The sequence below is a fragment of the Pirellulales bacterium genome (genome assembly GCA_019636335.1).
In the GTDB taxonomy this organism is placed as follows: domain Bacteria; phylum Planctomycetota; class Planctomycetia; order Pirellulales; family JAEUIK01; genus JAHBXR01.
Genome location: JAHBXR010000001.1, coordinates 511169 through 530937, shown reverse-complemented (window position 1 = coordinate 530937; position 19769 = coordinate 511169). Strand labels below are relative to the sequence as shown.

Sequence of the window (19769 nt, the reverse complement as noted above, 5' to 3'; positions counted from 1 at the left end):
ATGATGACCACTACCCACGCCACACAACGGAGTTCGAAGACGCCCCCCGCGCTGGCCACACCGACCGACTTGCGGCCAGAAGGCGTGGCGGCCGTCTCCGACGAGTTGCGTCAGTTGCTCGCCGACGCCTTCGCGCTCTACGTCAAGACGAAGAACTTTCACTGGCACATGAGCGGACGACATTTCCGCGATTACCACCTGCTGCTGGATGAACAGGCCGATCAGATCTTCGCGATGACCGACGATCTGGCCGAGCGGGCACGCAAGATCGGCGGCACCAGCCTCAAGTCGATCGGCGATATCGCCCGGCACCAGCGTCTGCAAGACAACAACGAGGAATATGTCGGTCCCCGCGACATGCTGGCCGAGTTGGCCGCCGACAATCAGCAGTTGACCCAATTCTTACGGGCTGCTCATGAAGTGTGCGATGAGCACAACGATGTCGCCACAGCCAGCCTCATCGAAAACTGGATCGACGAGTCGGAGCGACGGACCTGGTTCCTCTTCGAGTCCGCACGAGCAGACTGACGCCCGATCGGAGCGACATACGTGAAATCCGTCGCGTGTCGCTCCGACCTCTTCTTACCACGGATCGAAATCTCTCGCGGCGACGACCACCTGCCCGGTTCGGGTGAGGTCGCCACACGACAAAGCCCGGCCAAGGCGCGATTGGCGCGCGCCCGAGCCGGCTTCGATCGGGCCAGCCAGTTCAGAAAACGCCCGGGCTGGCTCTTCTCTCATCTTCTTCCTCAATATCCCGGGTCGGCTATCTCCGGTCGGCCTCTTGGCCCTTTGCCCTCTCGTGCGTGAACTTGGTCAGTTCGCCAACCAATTTGTCGTCCGCGGGGCCGGCGAGAGCCGCTACGTCCCCTGCCTGGGGAAAACATCAAAAATCTGCGCCCAGATAGTACGGGGCACGGAGCCCCTGGTTACAATCGAATCAGGGCTCAAAACGGCGTCAAAACCGCTTCTATCCGGAGAACGGGGCCCCCCCCGTGACTCGACGGACGGACCGGTCGGCACGCCTGAGTAATCTACCCGGCGCGATCGGCGTCCAACCTTCTGAGAAGCAACTCGCATGTCCTTCGCCCGCCGTTTGCGGGGCGTCGCGCGCATCGACGCCCCGGTCCGTCCGCAGTCTACCCCAACTCGAGCCCGTCTCTCCACGCGCCTGCAAAATGGGCGAGCGGACCATGTGGAGTGGCTCGAAACGCGTAACCTGTTGGCCGTGTTTCACGTTTCGCTGAGCGGCGCCGACACGAACGACGGCTCCGCCGGCGCGCCGTTCCGCAGCCTGCAGGCCGCGGTGGCCGCTGCCTCGACAGCCTCCGACAGTGCCGACCGCATCCTGATCGCGAGCGGAACCTACAACGATCCGGCGCACGATGGCGCCGTCGAGGTCGCGGCCGATGACGAACTCGACACGCTGCAGATCGAAGGGGGCTACGCTAGCGATTTTCTCTCGCGAGATATCGTTGACGCCCCGACGATTTACGCTCCGCAATCGGGAGCAACCGGTATCACTTTGGGCGATGCCGGCATTACGCTCGACGGCATCCAACTGCTCGCCACCGACCTCACTACGGGGATCGATCTGCGGGCCGACGCGATCACTCTGCGCGATGTGAAAGTGACGGGAGGCAACGTGGGGATCGCCGCCGATCTGATCGCCGCGCCGAGCCTGGTGAGGATCAACATCTCGCAAACGACGGACGCCGCGATCGCGCTCGAGAACCTGAGCGGCACTTTGTTGCTCGACAATCTCACGATTGCCGACAATTCCGGCGCTGGATTGCGCGCCAAGTCGCTGGGGGGAAACAGCACCATCCAGGCCGGCGTCTACAACAACAACGCGGGCGATGCGCTCTCGTTTACGTCGACGCAGCGCGTGACGGCCACCAATATCACCGCTACTGGGAATGGACGCGGCCTGGTCGTCGATACCGCGGCGGGGGTAACGATTACCGGCGGTAATTACACCGACAACGTCAGCGCCGGTGTCTTTCTGACGCACGTATCGCTGCCCGGCGCTCTGGTCAGCGGCTTGCAGGCGAGCGCGACCGCCGGCATCGCCTTGCACGTCGTGGACGCCATCGGGCTGCAACTGACCGACCCGCAACTCTCGTCGGCCGCGCCTCATCCAGGCGCCGTGCTTGAATCGGTCAACTCGTTCGTATATATCGCTTCGTCCGGTGCGGAAGACGACGTCTTGCACTTTCGCAACGGATTGCTGACGCACAAACGTAACGATATTGGGCGATCGACGGTCGCGATTCCGCTGTCCACCGCCGTGGCACTGAGTGGAGGCAATGGCAACGATTCGCTCTCGATCGGCACGGGGAGCGGCTATCAGGACATCGTCGACGTCCTCGCCGGTCAGGTGGTCATACGTCGGGGGCCGAACCCGCTGGAAGCGGCCAGCCAGAACATCGGCTACGACTCGATCGAGACTCTTACCGTCTCGACCGAAGGAGGCGCCGATACGATTGCGGTGACCCTGGCGCCGACCGGCGCCCTGCCCGCGGTGCTGAATCTCAATGCCGACGATGAAAATGACGGCATCGAGATCAACCACGCGCTCATGAACCGCGCGATCACGATCAATCTCGACGGCGGCGCCGGCACGAATGGGCTGACCGTTTTCACGCGCAGCCCCGAACGCGACCGCGTCATCGTCCGCCCCGATTCCGTGGCCGTGCGTCCCGGTCCCACGAATCCACCGCGCCCGGAGCAAACGACTAACTTTGCGAAGATCTACTCGCTGGGTATTTACTCGGGCGACGGGGACGACACGATCGAGGTGCGCATGGCGGGCACCGCCGATGCAATTCCGCTCCATATCGATGCCGGCGGCGGAAGCAACGACGACGTGCGTTTCCTGACCGAAAGTGGCTATGAAGATCTGATTCGCATCGAAGAGAATCGGATCTCGGTGCAATTCGGCCCCACGCCGCAGTCGGCCCGTGCCCGCACGATTCCCTTCGTGGGGACGGAAATCGTGCAAGTGTTCGCGGCGGGCGGAGCCGACACGATCACGATCGCCGAACCTGCCCACGGTACCCTGCCCCGCGGGATCGCCATCTTCGGACAAGACGAAAACGACACCATTCGACTGCTGGTGGGCAACCGCACGTCGCAAGTAGCGATGGTCATCGATGGTGGCCTAGGTGATTTGAATCAATTCGAGCTCTATACGAACAGCGGCTACGAAGACGTCGTGACCATGGATGGCCTGAATCTCGTCACCCAGATCGGGCCCGATCCGCTTTCGGCCCAGACCAAGACGGCGTCGCTCAATAACATTTGGCGCGCCAATATCCGCACGGCGGGCGGCGCCGATTCGATTACCATCTCCCCCGCCTCGACTGGTACGTTCATCGCCGAGCTGAACATCTACAGCGAGGACGAAGCTGACCAGATCGCCATCAATCTCGGCGCCAGCGCCCTCGCTTCAGCCATCAATATCGATGGCGGCAACGGCGAGGGCGATACGCTCATCGTCAACGACATTCCCAATATCAATGGCCACCTTGAGGTGGACTATGTGGCCGCGCCGGGCGTGTTCGGCGTGCAACGTGTCGAGTTGATCAATCTACTCGGCGGAACCGGAGCGGATACCCTCATCAACAAGACTGCCTTCACCGCGGTGCTCAACGGTGGGCCGGGCAACGACACGCTCCTGGGGGGCGCCGGCATCGACTTCCTGCTCGGGGGAGCCGGCAACGACGTCATGAATGGCGGTGGCGGGATCGACATGCTTCTAGGAAGTGCTGGAGACGATTCGCTCTATGGCGGTGGCGGCCGCGATCTCCTCATCGGGGGCGCGGGAGGAGACTTCCTCGACGGTGGCGACGATGACGATATTCTCATTGCCGGCACCACCGTCTTCGACGATCAGCAAACGGCGCTCGACGCCATCTTCGGCGAGTGGACCACCTTCCGCCCCTACCTGACGCGCGTTGCCAACCTCACGGGCCAAGGTACAGGCCCGCGACGCAATGGCGATATCTTCCTTATCGGGGGGCTCACCGTGTTCGACGATGCAAGTGCGCTCGATATCGATACGCTCGTGGGGGGAGGCGGCAACGACCTGTTCTTCCTCAATATCGAGGAAGATCTGCTGCAGGACCTGCAAGGCGTGGAAGTGGCGATGCACGTCACGCAGAGCTCGTAGCAGGGGACGGCAGAATTGCTGTCCCGCTCGTGGCAGCAGTAATTTACGGCGGCCCATGCGGTGGTTGCTTCGGTCTCATCGCACTGCTTCCCCTGCGAGACAGCTTGATATCATGCTTTCGCGCGCGAGCCCCGGGCCGGGGCTCTCTCGACCGGTCAGGCCCCCCACATAGTTTGGGCTGACCTTGCCATTGGCTCGAATTGCGCAGAATCGCTCGATTTTGCCGGTTATGAGGCCGATACCTTGGGACGAGTTACGCCGCATTCTCTGCGCAGAGAGTTCGCGCGCGACGCTGTTTCAGGTCCAGCAGCACCGCATGGTACGTCTGTTCCCCACGCACGCCGGTCATCGAGCATGTCGCGACGGCTCGCGGCGTACGCTCCGCGCGTGGCTGGGATGCTTGCTGGGGCTGCTGTCGCTGCTGTCGAGTGCCTGTCGTCCGACGCGGGAGTTCTATTTTCACGACGAGAACGACCTGTCGCACTACAAGGGAGTGGCGACCACGATCGATTTTCCGAACGTCGAGACGCCCCCTCCACAAGCCGCGATGAGCATGCCGCCGCGCACGCTGTGGAACCACGAGAAGACCGACTACTGGAACCTCTCGCTGCAAGAAGCCGTGCAACTCGCCCTGGCGAATAGCCCGGTGATGCATGATCTGGGCGGTCGGGTGGTGGCCCTGCCCGAGGCTTCGCGCAGCGTCTACGATCCGGCCATCACCGAGACCGATCCGCGCTACGGCGTGCAAGCGGCCCTGAGCCGTTACGACGCCATTTGGTCGACCGGCGTCTTCTGGGAACGCGACGACCGGATGACGAACAATCTCATCCTGGGAGGCGGCGTTCGCGATCTGCAGCAAGACGGTGGACTGTTCCGCACGCAGATCCAAAAGACGACGGCCACGGGTGCGCAATTCGCCGCGCGGCACCATGTCGATTACGCGGCCAATAACCTCCCTTTCAATCTGTTCCCGAGCGCCTGGAACACGAACGTCGAGGCCGAGTTCCGCCAGCCGATGCTGCGGGGGGGTGGTCTCACGTTCAATCAGATCGCCGGCCCCGGCGCGCAGCCGGGCTTCTACTTCCAGAATGGCGTGCTGTTGGCACGCGTCGACACCGACCGTTCGCTGGCCGAGTTTGAAGAGGGCGTGCGCAACTTCGTGAACGAAGTGGAAAACGCCTACTGGGATCTGTACCTGGCCTATCGCGAACTGGACGCCGCGGTCGCCTCGCGCGACAGTGCCTTGCGAACCTGGCGCCGCGCCAAGGAACTCCTCGACCGTGGCGCCATCCAGGGAACCGCGGCCAACGAGGCTCGTGCCGCGGCGCAGTATTTCGCCTTCCGCGCAGCGGTCGAAAATGCCCTCAGTGGTCGTACCGGTGTGGCCACCCGGGCTACCGCCACGAGTCCCAGCGGCGCCCTGGTCGGCGCTGGCGGCCTCTATGCAGCCGAAAGCAACCTGCGCCTGATGATGGGTCTCACGGAAAACGACGGACGGCTGCTGCGTCCCGCCGAGGAGCCCACCACGGCTCGCGTCGCCTTCGAATGGACCGAGGTCGCTCCCGAAGCCCTCATACGCCGTGTCGAATTGCGCAAGCAGAAGTGGACGATCAAACGACGCGAGCTCGAATTGACCGCCGCGCGAAACTTCCTGCTGCCGAAGCTCGATGCCGTCGGGCTCTACCGCTGGCGCGGGTTTGGCAACGAGTTGCTCGACCCCAGCGGCAACCAGCCCGAGTTCCAGAACGCTTACGAGAATCTCACGTCGGGCAATTTCCAGGAATGGCAACTCGGCGTCCAGGCCGAGATCCCCCTCGGTTTCCGCGAGGGCTTTACCGCCGTGCGCAACGCGCAGCTCAAGCTCTCGCGCGAACGTCAGCTCTACTCGGAACAGGAACGTCAGGTCGCGCACGATCTGGCCGCCGCCATTCGCGAAATGCACCGCGCCTACGATGTCAGCCAGACGCGTATGAACCTGCGCATGCGGGCCAAGGATCGTGTCGATGCCCTCGAACGCGAACTCGACGCCGGACGCGAACGGCTCGATCAACTGCTCGACGCCCAACGCGATCTGGCCGAAGCCGACGCCGGTGCGATCCGGGCCTTGGTTGAATACAACCTGGCCATCAAGGCGGTTCACTTCCAGAAGGGATCGCTGCTCGACTACAACGAGATCCATCTCGCCGAGGGGCCCTGGCCGCGTAAGGCGTACGACGACGCGTTGCGTCAGGCCTATCGCCGTGCCGCCGCGTGCGAGCTCGACTATCGCATGAAGAAGTCGCAGGTCGTCAGTTGCGGTCCCTATGCACAGCAGACCGAGATGCTGCAAACCATAGAAGTCGAATCGGTGCCGGCGGGCGAGTCCGTGCCAGCGCCCCTGCCGAATGCCGCGCCTGCCGCTCCCCTACCGCCGACGGCGCCGATATCGCATCGAAGAACCGTACCACCGGAGGCAGCCCAGCTACCACCGCATCTCTCGGCCCCGCCAGCGAATGCGGGCTCTGGATCTCCAGCGCCACCGGAGGCAGCCTCCGCGCCCGCGTCTCGCGCACCGCTGGTGACGCCGGCGCCCGCGAATTCGTCCCCTGCGGACATGACGGGAAGCATCGCGCCAGTGAGCTTCTCATCTCCGCTGGGGGAAACGCTCAACATCGCACCTCGCCAGCAGTCCGTACCAGCCGCCGTGCCACCGGCCCCTGCCGACGCACGCCCCATGACCAGTTCGGCCACGTCGACGGACACGGTAGCGCCTCGCGAGGGACTTCTGCGATTGCCCCCCACGGTGCATTGATTCGCTTGCCTCCTTACGGTAGCCAGGACCACATCTCGACGCGCACGAAGCGGACGATCGGCCGCGCCAGCGCATTCCAGAAATAGTCGGGACCAATCTTGATGCGCGCGTAGCCAGTCATATCGGTGGCCAGCGTGTAGCTGGGGCGGTCGATCTCGGCATAGACCCGCACGTAGTGCGCGGCGGTCGGGTGCAAGGTCGACTGGCCGAGATTCTCGCGATCGGTGCGCACCCGGCGAGCATTCAATTCGCCGGCATCGAGGGCCACGGTCGATACACCCGTCACGCGGCCGGTGATCAACTCTCCGTTCGTGCCCCACAGTCGAATCTTTACGGGCTGACCCGACTTGATGTAGATCGCGGCATCCTCGGTCGCCGCGATCTCGGCACGCAGCACCGAGTCGTCCTGCACGATGGCAATCAAATCTCCAGGCTCGACGTGGTGCCCACGGCGTCGATCGAGGTGGGCCGTGACGATCTCCCCCCGAATCGGACTGCGGATGTCGATCATCTTCAGTTCGCTCTCGTGGTGCGAGAGACTGGCCTGAGTCTGTGCGACCTGGGCTTCGGCGGCGCGAATCTCCTCGTCGCGCGAGCCCGAGGTCAGCTTGGCGAGCTCTTCCTGGGCCGCTTTGAGTATCTCTTGCGCCTGATCGCGATCGAAGACGGCATTTTGCAGCTCAGCATCGGAAATCGTTTGCGAGCTGGCCAGTTTCTCAATGCGGTTGTATTCCTCGGTCGTATAGGATGCGCGATGTTTCGCCATTTCGACGCGATGACGGGCAATCTCGATCTCTTCCGGGCGCGTACCTGCCTTGAGCAGATCGAGCTTGGCCTGCGCCTCGGCCAGTTGCGCGCGCGTACGATCGACTTCGGCCCGTTGACGCCGGCCGCTGAGCCGCACGAGCACATCGTCCGTATCGACACGGTTGCCCTCGGCCAGCGCCAGTTCGGTCACTTCGCCGGCAGTCTGGGCGCGAATTCCCACTTCGGTGGTAGGCACCAGTCGGACATCGCCCCCAATTTCGTGGTCGTACGGCAAGAAGCCGCACGCAACCACCGCGGCCAGCAGCACGAGGCGCACCGGCCAGCGGATGTACCAGTGGCCGCCCCCTCGGACGAGCCAGCGGATGGCGGAAAAGGACATGAGAAACCTCCCGATTTCGCTGTGATACCACCAGACGACCAGTACCAGCACGACCATGGCGCCGCCAGCGCCAAAACCGCGCGTCAGAATCAGGCCGCCGAGGCCAATCAAGAACAAGTGAACCCACACGAGCCAGGCATCGTGCAACAGCCCATAGACGCGGAACCAGAACCGCGTGCGCGGCGGTAGGGCCTCGGGCGCGACTCGGCCAAAGAGCCAGGCACGCGTTTCGTGCTTGGCGCGATCCTCGAGTTGCGGTACCTCGCACGCGTAGCACAACAGCGCATACCCATCGAGCGGCGCCAGCGGATTGAGACGCAACAACAAACCTGCCAGCGCCGGCCCGGCAATAATCAGGCAGTACGAGCTCAACTCGCTGCCGGGATCGACGATCGTCCAGGTCACCAGGGCCAGCGAGCCGAACGCCAGTCGCACCCAGATGCCCAGGCTCAACAGCGTCCAGCGCGCCCGCTCATCCATGACGAAGAACGATTCTCCCAGATCGCACTTGAAATAGGGAATCAACCCGCGATGGAAATGAAGACGAAAACTTGTCACGATGCCGCCAAACACACGACACGCCATGCCCTTCAAGATCGCCGTCGGCATCCCCAACACGGTCACCGAGGCCGCCAGCCAGATGACGATCACCTCCTGCAGAGAGAATCGCCGGTGCAACAAGATGCTGGCGCGCTCCAGCCGATTGTAGTGCTGGAACAGAATCATCGCCGCGCACATCGTCAACAACAGGACCGGCACGGCCATCAGCGGATGCACCAGCCAGCCGAAAAAGAGCGCGAGCAGATCGAAGCGATGATTCAAACGTCCGTGGAGATCGTCGTTCGAAAAAGGTGCCGGTGGCGGCAAGGTTGGACCTGCCACATGCGCAGGCGCCGGAGAGACGATCTCGAGACGCTGCTGCTTCGCATCGACATCGACCACGAGCCCCTGCACCAAGAGCTGTTCGACGAACTCGCGCAGATAACGCGGCGGAATCTCGCGGCCGAAGCGGGCGTGAAACCGAGCGGCCATGTCCGCCAGCGTATGCTCGCCGTCGCAACAGGCCAGAAGATACCGCTCGTCGATCCCGAGTTCGAGAAAATCGCCCGTCTCGCGATCACGCGCCAAGAAGTGATCGGGCGCCGTGCGCACGATCTCGATCTGGGGGCGAAGACGGGGACGCATTTCGACACCAAGGACAGCAGGTTTGCTCGGACATGGGTCGCATGCTCCATCACGCGGATTTCGTCAGGCCCACGTGCGACGAGGTCGCGCCGAACGGCGCTCGCCAGGGGCCTTTTGTCCGACGGCAACGCGCCGTCGGTAGGCGTCTCATTTCTTACGGACGCCGTATGCTTCAGCTCCAGCGAATGCTCGGTTGACCCGCCGTATCAGCGGGCACCGGCAGTCCGGCGGCCGCTAATAAGCTGACACCCACGTCGAGCAAACGCAAACCTTCTACCTCGCCCCCCCCGGCCACGAGCGGGTCGCGGCTGATGAAGATTCCGCTCCAGTCGTGGTTCGCCTCGTCGGGACCGGTGTCATTCTCGGGGACGTAGATCTCGCGTCCACCGACCGTTCCCACGCTGCGCCAACTCATCATACCCCAGTACGTAATCAGGTCGGGCGGAATGTTGTTCTGCTCGCGGAACAATTCTTCAGGGCGATGGACTCGCGTGCCGATCGGCTGCCCGTCAGGACCGGGCAACGCCTCCATCTCGGCGATGATCCGGTCGCGCCAGGCCTCGTACTCGTGCGGCTCGATCACGCCATTTCGCTCGCGTCCCTTCACGTTGAAGAAAACGCGGGCATAGTAGCCCCCCTCGCTCCAGACACGGGTCTGCGACCAGTCGATCTTGAGCTTGGGCGTTGGAGTCGGCTCGCTCGGATATTCGTGCAGGACGAGGTACCCCTTTTGAATCAACCACTCATTGACGGCGATGCCGCCATACATCGGCTGCGCGCCATGGTCGGAGACGACCACGACCAGCGTCTCGGCCGGTAGCTTCGATAACAGGCGGCCGATGTAGCCGTCGATTTCACGATAGTAATCTCGCAAGGCCCAGCGGAAGGGATTATCCTCGCCCGGGAACTTGGGATGCGTCGGGTCGCAGTAGTGCCAGAAGCCGTGATGGATGCGATCGGTCCCCATCTCGACCATCCAGAACAGATCCCACGGCTGCGTCGTCGCCAGATGATCGGCCACGAGGAACCGCCGGCGCGTCATGGTGCGGATTTCTTCGAGCAGCCATTTCTTATCGTGCGTGCGAAAATTGCGCGCATCGATGATGTAGTCTCCCTCGGCCACACGGTCGACCTCGGGCGCCAGCGACTTGGGCACGCACCACGGCGATTCCTTGTCGGGTGTCAGAAAGCTGCTGATCATGATTCCCTTGGGGGGTTTCAGAATCGGAAACGTCTGCGGTACGCCCAGGCAGATCGAGGTTCGCCCGGCCGCACTGAAGTGATCCCAGATGCGTGGCTTTTTGATCGACGTCGATAAGGCCAGGCTGAGATTTTCGTAGCTGTGATCTTTGCGGTTGCGGAAACCGTAGACGCCCAGTTGGCCAGCATCGTAACCGCTGGTCATGCAGGCCCAGGCCGGCACCGTGATCGGCGGATGACAACTATTCAGCACGCCATAACTGCCCGACTCCATCAGTCCGCGCAGATGGGGCAATTCGTCGCGAAACTCTCGAAAGACCAGTGAGGCTTCAGCGCAATCAAGGCCAATGACGGCAATCGGACGAGGACGTGACAAGAGAATTCACCTGGAATAGCGAGTGGGAAAGCGACAGGCAGAAAGTGCGACTCCCGCATTTTGCAAGGTTCTCACCCCGTCCGGAAAAGAGTCCGGCTGGTGATCCTTCAAGGGCGATCGCAACTCCCACCTACGATTGTAACTACGTTCCCTCGTTCTCGTTCCAGCACAGAGTCGAGTTTTCAACGATCAGCGCCGCCATTCCCCCAACCTGGAAAGGGGACGAGTCCCGCCGAGAACTCGTCACTGGCGGCAAGGCGACAGCCCGGTTCCGTTAGAGCCGCGCCAACCGATACGACCCGACCTTTGCCCGCGCCTATGCCCCAAACTGTCGGGCAAGAAAATCGACGATCGCCTTTACCTGGAGCTCTTCCACGTAGCGGCCATCGACCATCAGCAGTTCCTCGAAGGGTAAGTCCTTGCGTTGGAATTGTCCTTCGATCGCCACTACCAATTGAACCACGTCGATCGACTCGAAGCCAAGATCTTCGATCAAACGTGTGTCACCCTGAATGCCACCCGTATAGGACGTATCCCAGTCGGCGGTCATGTCCGTCAAGATGGCGACGAGCTCGCGCTGAATGACGTCGCGATCGTACTGCACGCTCTTACCTTCGTTCGACATACCGGACATCTCTCCCACGATATTGAAACTGGACCTGAATCGCGGAACCCACGTCACGCCAACTGGCTGGTCGGAGTCCGTGCGACGAATCAACTTGCTCGTCGCACGGCACAAATCTCCAGCCAGTTTCGCGGTACGCTGGTGAGTTGGCAGTTCTCGAGGGCCTTGCCTACGGAAGCCTCGAGCGCTTGAGAAGCCAGTTCGACAGGATAGCCGCTCAGTGCGACCTTCGCCATCCCGCCGTAGGCGCCAATGGCCGCCAAGGCCGTGGGATTGAGCACGACCGTGCGCTCGTGGACATCGCGCACCTCGAAGCCGGCCTGCACCAGCATGTCCTGCCACTCGGACGGATTCAGCCACCGATTCTGGAACGCGCCGCGCGTCGTCCCGCGCACGCGTCGCGCGGGCGCTTCCCCCGCCGCAACGCGGTCTGCGTTGTACTGCTCGATCCAGGCCGTGGCTTCTTTGACCCATTCGTAAAAGGCCAGTTCCGTACCGGGCGGATAACAACCGGCGTAAAAACCCGAGTTGAAGGCGAAGATGCCCCCCGGCGCCAGTACCCGAGCCGCCGCGGCGAGCAACTTGCCCTTATCGTCGATGAGATGGATCGCGTTGGCGATCGTCACGCAATCGAAGGTCCCCTCGCCCAACGGCAATTCATCCGCCGTACCCACCGCCAGCGTCACATGGCGAGACTCGCCCGTCGGCGGAGGGGAGGCGCCCAAGTCCACGCGGTGGACCTTGTAACCCGCTTGCGCGTATTGCTGGGCGGCCAGTTCGATCTGCACCGGATCGAGATCGACGCCGTACAGGCTGGCCTGAGGAGCCGCCGCCAGCAGCATCTCTCCCACCGTGCCTGTTCCACAGGCCAGATCGAGGATCCGTCGCACGTTTTGCAGCGGCAGCCTGGCGACGAATTCCCGATTGGCTTCGAGGTAGGCAGGGTCGCGGCTGAATGGTTCGTAAGTCGTATTCGCGGTCGAAGAGTCGGCCATGGCACCTTCAGGCTCAAAGGGATTCAGCAGCCAGCATGCGGCGGCGAGTGGTCTCCGGTCCGCCATTTGCGGTACGGATCGCCAGCATAGCAAGGGTTATAAGGGCTCGCGACGAGCAGGCATTCACACACACGGCGCGCCGGCAGCGTCACCATAGCGAGACCGTGCTCGAACACCAAAGGAATTCCTCTCGCACGACGCGCTTGTTTCCCTAGGTCTGCCTATAATGGAGTGCCTGCCCCTCGTCCGAGTGGCGTCCATTGCATCGGTCGCATCGCTGCTGGTCATGTCGCACGATTCCTCACAGGGCCCTGTCATTCCGAAGGTCCGGTACATCGGGCGCAGCAATACCGCGCACCTGGCGCTGGCCAAGAGTCTCTTCGAACGTGGCCGGCACGGTCAGGCGCTCTCCGAGATTGATGCCGTGTTGCGCGAAAGCCCCGAACTTTCGACGGCGCACATGCTCAAGGGATTGATTCTGGCACGGCTGGCCGACTACGAGGCAGCGCTACCCTGCCTCGAAACCGCCGTGCGTCTCGACGAGACGCTCGCCGCCGCCTGCTTGGCTCTCTCCTATGTTCGACTCGAGTTGCAGAATGTTAACGGCGCCTTGGCTGCCGCCGAACAGGCGGTTGCCGCCGAGCCAGACAATTCGAACGCCTACCTCATGTTGGGCGATTCGCTCGTGGCACTCGCCCGGGCAGAAGACGCCATCGCGGCCTACCGTGAGGTCCTGCGTCACAATTCCCTAGAGACCGTGGCGCGCTACAAATTGGCGCGGCTGCTGGCCGAGGTGGGACGCGAGCCAGAGGCGTTCGACGAAGTGCTCAAAGCCCAGCGGATGAACCCCCTGAATCCAGAACACCGTCTGCTGTTGGGCGATCTGTTGCGCGGTCGCGGTCGATACGACGAGGCCGTGCAAGAATACAAACTGGCCGCCGAACTGCAGCAGAAAAAAGGGACCGCTTACGCCCGGATCGGCGACACGTACCTCGAACAAGGCTTCAAAAGCGAGGCCCTCGGGGCCTATCGTGTTGCCCTGCGCCGCGATCCCAAGCAGGTCCAGTGCTACGTGGGCATCGGGCGTATTCAGCTCGCTGCCGGACGAATCGCCGAAGCGATCGACATGGCCCGGGGAGCGCTTGCCATCGATGCCCGGCTGCCGGCGGCCCTAGCGCTGCTGGCCGAGGCCGAACGCTCGGAGACGGCCGGTTAACGTTTGCCTCCACGGTTTGTCGAGTCGCTCGAACGGCGAGCCCATCGCGGTTCACCTGCCAACCGAACCGACCCCGTCATAGGCCATGCCAGGGACAGCGAATCTTCACAACGGCAATGGGAAGCCGCTCGTATCGGTTTCCGTCTCTCCCGCGGCGTGATCGTTCAGCACGTCCTGCAGCAGATTGTAGATGAACCAGTCGAGGTCCGTCGCGCCACCGGTCAGATGATCGACCGAGCCTTCGTCGAAGACGGTGGTGCCGGGAATCAGGTAAGTGCTACCGTTCGCGCCCCCCGCGGTGCCGGTGAGATGCTCGATCCGTGTCGCGTAACTGTTGGCCGAAGACCACTCGGCGTGGATCGCCAACAGGGCCGCGGCGTTCAGGTCGAAATTCGTCTTGTCGGCAATCAAAAGATCCTCGCCCCCCTCTCCCTTGAGCGTATCGGCTCCATAGCCACCGACGAGCAGGTCGATGCCGGTGCCGCCAACGAGGCTATCCGCGCCGCCGGCCCCGCTTAAGACGTCATTGCCGGCGCCGCCGACGAGCGTATCGCTCCCTTCGCTGCCGTCGCCGCCGGTGATCAGGTCGTGATCGTTGCCGCCATCGATGAAGTCATTGCCGTGATGGCCGAAGAGTTGATCGTTGCCGTCATCGCCGAAGATCGAGTCGGCGCGCCCTTCCGCGCCGTCGCTGCCGTCGCCGAGGATCGTATCGTTGCCGTCGCCGCCGCGAAGCGTGTCCTTGCCCCCTTCGAGGCCATCTCCTTCGATGAGGTCGTTGCCGGCGCCGCCGGTGATCGAATCGTTTCCTTCGGCGCCGTCTCCCTTCGCGCCAACAAACTCACCCCGGAGGATGTCGTTGCCGCCGCCACCCATGAGCGTATCGCTGTGACGGCCCCCCTCGAGCGTGGCAGGAATCGTGGTCAACGTCGAGGCATTGAGAACATCGTTGCCTGAGTTGCCGCGGCCGATCACACGACCGCCGACGCTGGAGAAGTTCTCGGTCGAGTTGACTGTGAAGCCACCAACCGTCAGGGTGCGGACCTGTACCTGGCCAGGCCCCGTCTGCTGAAACTCGACCGAGTCGTTACCGTTGGAACCTTCCCAGACGATATCGGACCCGAGTTGCGACAAGCTGTAGACGTGGATCGTATGCGTGGCGACCACGCTTTGTCCGCCATCCTTGTCGGTCGCTCGGACCCCGATCTTATAGGTGCCCGCGACACTGAAGGCGCGGCTCGTCCCCAGGCCGCTTGGTCCGACAAGCGTTTGGTCGAACGTGCCGTCGCCATTCCAGTCGATGTCGTAGACGAAGCCAATGGCCTGATCCTGTGGAGCGGGATCCAGCGCCGTCAACGTAAAGTTCTGCAACACCCCCGCCTTCGTAAAATTCGGGCCGGTGATGCCCGCGGTTGGCGGCGTGTTCACCACCGTTAATTGCAATGTCTCGGAATCCATGAGCAGCCCCGTGCCATTGTCCGTCACAGTGACGGTAATGGAGACCGGATTGGGCGCCACGAGATTGCTATCTCCCGGCGTCCAGCTAATCGTCGCCTGACGGGGGCCAGGACCCGGCGTAATGATCATTCCTGAAGGAGCCCCCGGGCCGAGGCTGAACGTGAGCGTATCGCCGGGGTCGTAATCGGTCGCCGTAACGATCAGGCTCAGGGTACCTTCGCCGATCGTCTGATTGCCGATCGGTGCCAGAATCGGCGCGTCGTTCGCGGTCTTCACGCTGGTCTTGGCAAACGTGTGCAGATCGGTTCGTGGCTGGGTACCACCAACGAGCGTGAAATTGGTCAGGCCCCGCTGCAAGGCGAGCAAGAACGACTTTAACGTCGCGGGGTCGCTCCCCGACGTCAATTGCAGCCGCGCGAACATCGCGTACTCGTTGACGCCGACGTTCGTCTGCGAGGTGGTACCGCCGACATTGCGGAAACGCCCATTGGCGTCGTCCACCGTGCCCGTGGCCGCCCCGGTGAAGATCGTCCCATGACTGATCGAAATGCCATTCGCCAGCGCGGTATCGTAGAACAGATCGAGCGAGCCCCCGGAGATGCCCGTGGCGCCCGGCGCCTTGACCCACAACTCGATGTAGAACGTATTCAAGTCGGGAATCTCGGTCACGTTTGCCGGCAGCGTGGCTGAACGCTCGCCCGTCGTGGGCTGCATGACGACCACCGGGAATATCTGCACCGGCTCGTCCAGCGGTGGCGTCTTCTCGCGGAACAAGAAGTTGTAGAACGTCGACATGTCACTTTGCGTGAATGTGTGACCGCGACCTTCCTGGATGAACAGTTCATACTCGCGCGACGTGTACGGCAAGGCGTTCCCCAGCGTATCGATCTCGTGGAACATGTTGATCGCGCGGCTGGGACGGCTCGGACCCTGCAGCATCGCCAGCTCGCTCGTGTCCTCGAGATCGCTGTCGAGCTGACCGATCCAGACCATCATGCGGTGCTGCAAGTAGGCCGACTCGTCCAGCGTGACTCCGTACGGTGGGGGGCTGAGTACCGTCTCCTGGAGACCGTAGGGATAGAGCACCGAGTCGTCCGGCAACGTGTGACGGTCGGATCCGGCAATGACCGCCGCCGCCACGCGCGTCGGGCGTGCCGCCGCGAAGGCCTCGACGAAGTGCGATCCGCGCGAGAAACCGAACATGTAAAGTTGGCTGTCGTCTCCGACGCCCGTGATCGTCGTCAAAGTATCGAGAAACTCGAGCAACGATTCGTCGAGCGCGCTGTCGTCTTGCGGATTCCAGGCGAGCGTGCCGTATCCCTCGTACTTCCCTCCCGAACGATAATAAGGAGCCACGACGATCAGGCCATCGACACCATTGGTCGGATCGGCCACGTAACGGGCCCAGTTGACCGTGTGGGGGAGAATCTCGCGCTCGCCACCATGGACCGATACCAGGATCGGCGTGTTCGGCCCGACATTGCCGAAGAAGGCCACGCGATACAGTTCTTCGGAGTCGCCGGTGTTCACACGGTGAAACACATTGGGCGTCATGTTCGACGTGAGAAACTGCGCATTCTTGTAGATTTTCACGTCGTCAATGGCGAATCCTTCCGTGGGGAAGGACTGGTCGTCGTACTGCGACCACTTGATGCGGAAGTTCGCATTGAACGATAAGTTTGCGCCAGGATATTGCGCATTGATGCGATTGATTTCCGCACCAAGGTCGAACTCGAACAACTGCCACAGACCGTCCCCTTCGCGACTGAACGGGAAGGGAGAATTCACGACGTCGCGCAGTTCATAATAGTTGATGCCGTCGCTGCTGATCGAGACGCCGTCCCCCAGCGCGCCCAGCAGATGCGAGCCCGTCGGCAGCGCATCGTAGGCCTCTCCCACCGTCAGGGAACCGAGCTCGCCTTCCCTCTGGTAGAAGGTCAGGATCGCGGTCGCGCCGGTAGCGGCATTGCCGACCGACGACATGTTGATCGGCAGCACCAACTCGTTGAGATCCTTGCCGGCGTTGGCCGCACTCGAATCGAACATGAAAGACCGCGTGCCCGACCCGACGGAATGCGCCGAATTCAGACTCGCGCGACCGTCGCCGTAATTGAAGACGAGCCATTCCGGTCGCAGCGTCGGGTTCTCGAAGTCGTCCGAGAACATCGTCGGACGCCGAATGCCAACGTGACCAGTGCGCGTGTCCTTCTTGAGAGCGAAGCCGTCGTCCTGCACGGTCACCACAAACGAAAACTCGCTGGGCGAGCTGATCGTCGGCAACCAGGTGACCGTCGCCGTCGTGGCATTGATCTGCGTGATCGTCATGCCCGCCGCCAGGGCGGCCTCATCGAGCGAGAAGGTAAGAATATCTCCGGCGTTCGCGTCGGTCGCTTGCACCGTCCACGAGAGCGCCGGCCCCCCTTCGTAGATCTCCGACAGGATCGGCGTCGTAATCACAGGGGCGTCGTTCTTGGGCGTCAGCAAGAAGGCCTCGGTCTGCCCACTCGGGTTGCGGCCGTACCCCACGATCTGCCCGTGGTCGTTCACGTCGGTGGCATATTGCAGAATCCAGCCGGCGCCCGAGGAATCGACCACTGTGTTCAGGTCGATGGCCACGGGCAGCGCATCGGGATTCGGAAACGAGTGAGAGGGCAAGAACACCCAGGCCCGTTGCTGCAGCGAGATCGGCATCTGGGCCGTGCCGACGACGGTGAGAAACTCGTTGATCGCCAGCGCGCGGCTGAACTTCGACTGCACGCCCCCTTCCTTGATCGGCAGAATCGGGATGAAGTAGTTCGGGTCGCTGGTCGACTTATTGAGATTCCAGACGCCCGCGATGATTCCCTGGGGAATATCGTCTCCCGTGGCCAGATCGATCGCCATCGTCAACTGCTCGCCCGCGACGAGGAGCAGATCGTTGATGTCGTTCGCGGAACTGAATTGATGCGCGGGCTGGTTGGAGAAAACCGGAAAATTCTCGGGATCGTCTGGCACAACCGGTTGGTCCTGGACCAACGGCCGCATTCCGTTGATCGGATCCCACACGAACGCCCCGATGTGCTGCTGGCTGACCCAGTCTCCCCCCGGCGTGTTCGGCGGATCGAGCACCCCGGTCGCGCGGTAGCTGCGTCCCACGACCATGCCATGATTGTTCATTCCCAGCCCTGCGCTGATATTCTGCCCCCCCGGCAGATCGCCGAGGTCGAGCATGCCAGCCCGCGAGCCTTGCGTGATGGTGGTCGACGTCACGGCGCCGGAGTTGATCGTGTTGTTCTCCGCCAGTGAATAGACCGGCGGCATATTGTGATTGGCGCGGGCTCCCTGGAAGGTGATCGTCCAGGGAGCGGCGGGGCCAGGTCCGCCCGTGACGCTCACGTTGCCAGCGCCGATGGTCGATAGCGCGGCCAGGGCGGCCTGCACGGTGGCGGCGCTGGCGTTGTACGCAATAGCCGCGGTGGTCTGTCCCGAGAAGGTGAGCTTGAAGGTGCCGCTCGTTGGCGCCGTCCCCGAGAACGAAATCTGCTGCACTTCGTTGCGATTCGCGTCCCCCCACAGAAAGGCGTGTTGTTGCGCACCGCCGCCGCTGGCCCCGGTTACCTGGTGCGACGAGTTGATCGCCATGCCGGCGCTCCAACCACTCAACACGCCGAGATCCGTAAAGCTTTGGGTATTCGGGTTGTAAAGAAATGCTCGATCGCCATTCGCGCTCGTACCCAGCGCGGTCGAATTGTCGAGCGGCGTACTCGTGTAAATATCGGGACGGAATGTCGAACTACCGCTGCGCCCCGTGATCCAACCATCGCTCGATACATCCGTCGCGGTCGCCGCCGACTTTCCGGGCAGCGCGCCGAGATCGGTCACGGTGTGTGCCACGGAATCGAAATCCGCGACACGAAAGCCTGACGAGCCGCTTCCGCCGCCGACGATGTCGAGCCCGTTGTTGATGCCGTCGGCCCAACTGAAGAACGCCCCCGCGGGCAAATCGCCCAAGGGCGTCAAAGTGTAGCTCAACGCCAGCAAGCGACGTTCTTCCAGAGGATCGAGGTGCAGCGCACGCCGCTCGCGCCGCGAGGTAGCGCCAGCTCCCCAGCGCCAGAAACGACTGGATCGATTGGCCAAACGAAGCGAACGGAGGGAATCGAAAGTCATGGAGAAAGCGCCTCGGGATATCGGAAGTCCTATTTCGCAATTCCTAAGTACGGCGAGTTCGGTAGCGTCGTGGCGGTAGACGGAGCAGTTTCATGTCATCGGCGCACGTCGCAACGACATGAGCATGGGAATACGCCCGGGCAAGGCTCGGTGCGCTTCGCGATAAGACGCGATCGTGTTGTCGGCAGTAGGGACACAAGGCGCGCAGTCTGACAAGCAACAACCCGTTTCACGCCGCTCTGGTTGAATGCTCTCTTTCCCCGCAGCGCAGCACGACAATGTTCACCAAGGAAGAACCAGCAGTACAAATACCGGTCTTGTGAAACGAGTGCGCTCCAAGGCCTGCACAACGTTTTTGGCTTGGGAAACACCGAACGGGGCTTCCGCTACCTCAACGTCCCCACCGAGGCATGACAACACGCACGACCGCTAGAATCGGAACCTAACCAGATC

Annotated in this window: 9 protein-coding genes; 4 read left to right on the top strand and 5 right to left on the bottom strand. The window is 62.5% G+C overall.

The window, feature by feature from the left end:
• Nucleotides 1-3 precede the first annotated feature (3 nt).
• The 3 genes from KF708_02075 (at nucleotide 4) to KF708_02065 (ending at nucleotide 6965) form a co-directional block, all read left to right on the top strand.
• Nucleotides 4-528: a DNA starvation/stationary phase protection protein gene (locus KF708_02075; protein ID MBX3411477.1), complete on the top strand. Its 525-nt coding sequence runs from the start codon at nucleotides 4-6 to the stop codon at nucleotides 526-528.
• Between the two features lie 667 nt (nucleotides 529-1195).
• Nucleotides 1196-4174, top strand: coding sequence for a right-handed parallel beta-helix repeat-containing protein (locus KF708_02070; protein ID MBX3411476.1), 2979 nt, complete (start codon nucleotides 1196-1198; stop codon nucleotides 4172-4174).
• 316 nt (nucleotides 4175-4490) lie between these two features.
• Complete coding sequence (locus KF708_02065) at nucleotides 4491-6965, top strand: TolC family protein (protein MBX3411475.1); 2475 nt, start codon at nucleotides 4491-4493, stop codon at nucleotides 6963-6965.
• A gap of 13 nt (nucleotides 6966-6978) precedes the next feature.
• Here KF708_02065 and KF708_02060 read toward each other — a convergent pair whose 3' ends face one another.
• The 4 genes from KF708_02060 to KF708_02045 all read right to left on the bottom strand — a co-directional run bounded on the left by KF708_02060 (nucleotide 6979) and on the right by KF708_02045 (nucleotide 12493).
• Nucleotides 6979-9297 (bottom strand): HlyD family efflux transporter periplasmic adaptor subunit, encoded by a 2319-nt coding sequence (locus KF708_02060; protein ID MBX3411474.1) that lies wholly within the window; start codon nucleotides 9295-9297, stop codon nucleotides 6979-6981.
• 172 nt (nucleotides 9298-9469) lie between these two features.
• The gene (locus KF708_02055) at nucleotides 9470-10873 is read right to left on the bottom strand and encodes an alkaline phosphatase family protein (GenBank protein ID MBX3411473.1); all 1404 of its coding nucleotides are present in this window, start codon (nucleotides 10871-10873) and stop codon (nucleotides 9470-9472) included.
• A 316-nt stretch (nucleotides 10874-11189) separates the two neighbouring features.
• Complete coding sequence (locus tag KF708_02050; protein ID MBX3411472.1) at nucleotides 11190-11498, bottom strand: hypothetical protein; 309 nt, start codon at nucleotides 11496-11498, stop codon at nucleotides 11190-11192.
• Between the two features lie 89 nt (nucleotides 11499-11587).
• The gene (locus tag KF708_02045) at nucleotides 11588-12493 is read right to left on the bottom strand and encodes a methyltransferase domain-containing protein (protein MBX3411471.1); all 906 of its coding nucleotides are present in this window, start codon (nucleotides 12491-12493) and stop codon (nucleotides 11588-11590) included.
• A 286-nt stretch (nucleotides 12494-12779) separates the two neighbouring features.
• Here KF708_02045 and KF708_02040 point away from each other — a divergent pair, with 286 nt between their 5' ends.
• Nucleotides 12780-13709, top strand: a complete 930-nt coding sequence (locus KF708_02040) for a tetratricopeptide repeat protein (protein ID MBX3411470.1) — start codon at nucleotides 12780-12782, stop codon at nucleotides 13707-13709.
• A 105-nt stretch (nucleotides 13710-13814) separates the two neighbouring features.
• Here the strand turns inward: KF708_02040 and KF708_02035 are convergent, their stop codons facing one another.
• A complete protein-coding gene (locus KF708_02035; protein MBX3411469.1) occupies nucleotides 13815-19316 on the bottom strand; it encodes a hypothetical protein in 5502 nt (1833 codons plus the stop codon).
• Nucleotides 19317-19769: the final 453 nt, after the last annotated feature.